The 3,074-nt window shown below is 72.8% G+C and carries 2 protein-coding genes; both read right to left on the reverse strand.

The window, feature by feature from the left end:
* Positions 1–2,170, reverse strand: a 2,170-nt coding sequence (locus tag OXN85_07150) for a cellulose biosynthesis cyclic di-GMP-binding regulatory protein BcsB (GenBank protein MCY3599731.1), incomplete at its 3' end; no start/stop codon positions are given.
* On the reverse strand, positions 2,167–3,074 hold a 908-nt coding region (locus tag OXN85_07155), incomplete at its 5' end, for a fumarylacetoacetate hydrolase family protein (protein ID MCY3599732.1). The genes OXN85_07155 and OXN85_07150, both read right to left, overlap by 4 nt.

Here is a 3,074-nt window from a genome sequence, read left to right on the forward strand (position 1 = left end):
AGTCGTCCGACAGGAACTCGGCGCCGCCCGCGTCCGTGACCGTCACCTCGTAGGTCGGTCCATCGGTCGTCTGCTCGAAGCGGATCCGCTCCAGCTCGAGGCCGAGTTCGCGGGCGAAGATCTCGTCGATGGGGAAGATCTCGTGCAGCCAGCGAACCGGGGTGTGGATCGCCTGCTGGGGCCACTCCTCGGGCGGGTCGTTGCGGCGGAAGCGGATGACGATGTCGCCGATTTCACCGGGGTCCCGGCCCGTGAGTTGCGGCAGAATCACCTCTTCGAGCCAGGAGTATCCCTGCTTGAAGGCGGAGAGGACGCGGACCTCGACCGCATCGGCCGGAGCCCCCGCCTCGACGAGGGCGTCTCGTGCCTCCCGCTCCAACTCCCGGCGAATCTCCGGCGGCTCGCTGAGGCGGGCCTCCACCCGGATGGGGCCGGCGGAGCCGGCAGATGCGGCCGCCGGGAGGACGCGGGCGCGGAACAGTTCGCGGAAGCGGTCGACTTCCGACGGCAGCGCGAGCGTATCGGCGAAAATGGTGGCCGCGCGCTGGACATCGCGCTCGTCGATCGTGACGTCGACGGCGGCGGCATCGGGGAGGCCCAGCGCTTCCGCCGCCCGGGCCTGCACGTACGCCCCGAGGCCGGGGTCCGCCTTCTCGACGGAGAGCAGCACGTCCGCGCGGGCGAGCTGCCGGTCCGCGAGCTTGTCGGCGATGCGGCCGAGCTTGTAGAGGCCGATCGCCGCCTGGCCCACGGGCGAGTGGCCGGACAGGGCGTCCCACAGGCCGCGCTCGACGTCGTCGACGGTGGGGCGGTCGTCGCCGCGCTCCGCCAGGTGCGGGAACGTCCGGGCCAGCTGATCGAGCGCGCGCTCGGCCCCGGCCGCGTCGGCGCCGGAGACGACGAGGGCCGGTTTGGACCCGAAGGCTGCCGGGACCACCTCGATGAGCCCTTCGCCGGGGGCGAGCGAACCCGGATCGATCTTCGCGCTGTCGGCAAGCTGCCGGGTCAGGGCGTTGTCCACCCCGGCGAGGACCAGCGTGGGCCGGGCGGCGGCCCCGTCGATCGACGCGGCCGGAACGACGAGCGGCACCGTGAGCCCGGTCGATTCGAGTCCGAGTCTCCCCGCCAGGTCGGGCAGGCCGCCGACGCCTCCCTCGCCGGGCGCCAGCATCGCGTCCACCCGGTTCGGGAGCACCCCTCCGCCGAGCAGCCCGTCGGAGGTGTAGAGATTGGAGAGGTCCATGTCGTTCTTGCCGCCGCTGCCCGGCCGGCCCGCGATCGGCCCCGGGGCATCCGGCGTCGCGCGCCCGGCGATCCGGATCGTGGGGCCCCCCGCCAGCCGCGCCTCCACCGACGCGAGCCCCGGATAAGCCAGCCGCGCCTGCGGAGTCTCCGCGTCGGTCGACTCGTCTCCCGCCTCGGCCTCCGTCTCTTCCGGCTCTCCGGAGTCGGAAGGCACCTCGCCCGCGGCGAGGCCACGGAGGAGTTCCGCGGCGGTGTTCAGGTCCGCGTCATCCACCTCGATGTCGGCGATCACGCGTCCCACCCCGGCTTGCCCCGCTCTGACCCTCGCCTGGGTCAGGCGCACCGCCGCGCCCGCCACGCCCCCCGCCTCCAGCGTCTCGGCGAGATCGTCCCGAACGCGGTCCAGCCTCGCGGTCGACAGCGTGCGCGTATGCGGCAGGACGCCCGCAAACAGGCGGGCCGCGGCGTGCAGCCCCTCTTCGTCCCCGCCGACCACTAGGACCCAGGCGCGTCCGTCCTCCTCGCGCACCGCCACGGCTCCCTCTCCCGAGTCGAGGGAGGCCGGGTCGATGCCCGGCGACTGCAGGCCGGAGGCCGCGAGTCCGCTTCGCCCCACGACGATCCCGGTCTGGCCGCCCTCCGGGTTCCGGGACAGCGGCAGATCCACCGCCATCGTCTCGAAGCCCAGCCGCGCGGCGACCTCGGCCGCCGCCGCGAGGACGCCCGGCGAGGGATCTTCCCCGAGCACGAGCGCGGCGTTCACGAGATCGGGCACGCTGTCCCCGTTTGTATCGAGCACGAGCGTCCCCAGCTCGAACAGCGTGGCGAGGTCCGGGGTCTGCTGGGCGGCGAGCGAGCGGGAAGTCGGAGGCGCCGCGAGCGCCGCCGTGAAAGCCACTGCGATCCAAACGGCTCTCTTCATCATGTCACGTCCTTCCGAGCTTCGGCCTTCACGTCGTTCGCCAGTACCCCGACCCCCTCCACCTCCACCTCCACCCGGTCGCCGGGGGAGATCGCCGAGGTCTTCCCGGGCGTTCCCGTGTAGATCAGGTCGCCGGGGAGCAGCGTGAAGTAGCGGCTCGCGTAGGCGATGATCTCGGGGATGGAGAAGATGAGATCCGAGGTGCGCGCGTCCTGCACGACCTCGCCGTTGAGGCGGGTGCGCAGGCGCAGGTTCTCCCACGCCGCGCCGGTCACGATCCGCGGCCCGAGCGGCCCGAACGAATCGCTGCCCTTGGCCCGCAGCCACTGCAGGTCGTCGCGCTGCCAGCTGCGCTCGCTCACGTCGTTGCCCGCGGTCACGCCGAAAATGCGGTCGCCCGCCGCTTCCGGGCTCACGTGACGCGTCACGTGGCCGATCACGACGACGACCTCTCCTTCCGCGTGCACGACTTCCGCGTCGGCGGGAACCTCGATCGCCGCGCCCGGCCCGATGATCGAAGTCGGCAGCTTGGCAAACAGGGGGGGTTCCGTGGGCTCCGGGCGTGTCCCGATCGGGCTGTTGTCGAGGTGGCTCCGGTAGTTCAGACCCACCGCGATGACCTTCGACGGGGTCGCCGGCGCAAGAAGATGGAGCTCATCGAGCCGCATCCGGTTCCCGGTGCGGACCTCGCCGCCGAAGGGAGGCGCCGCCAGTTCCTCCACCATGCTGTCCTCGATGATTCCGTCCGCGAGGACCTCATCCTCCACGACCCCCCAGCGGGCGCCGCCGTCCCCGGAGGTCGCGGCGTCCCGGCGGTCCGTGGCGCCCGGCGCGAGGTAGCGGACGTACGCGGTCACCGCCCCGCCCCGACCGCGCCGGTCCGGATCACGATCAGCCTTCCCCGGCG

It is taken from the genome of Candidatus Palauibacter australiensis (genome assembly GCA_026705295.1).
In the GTDB taxonomy this organism is placed as follows: domain Bacteria; phylum Gemmatimonadota; class Gemmatimonadetes; order Palauibacterales; family Palauibacteraceae; genus Palauibacter; species Palauibacter australiensis.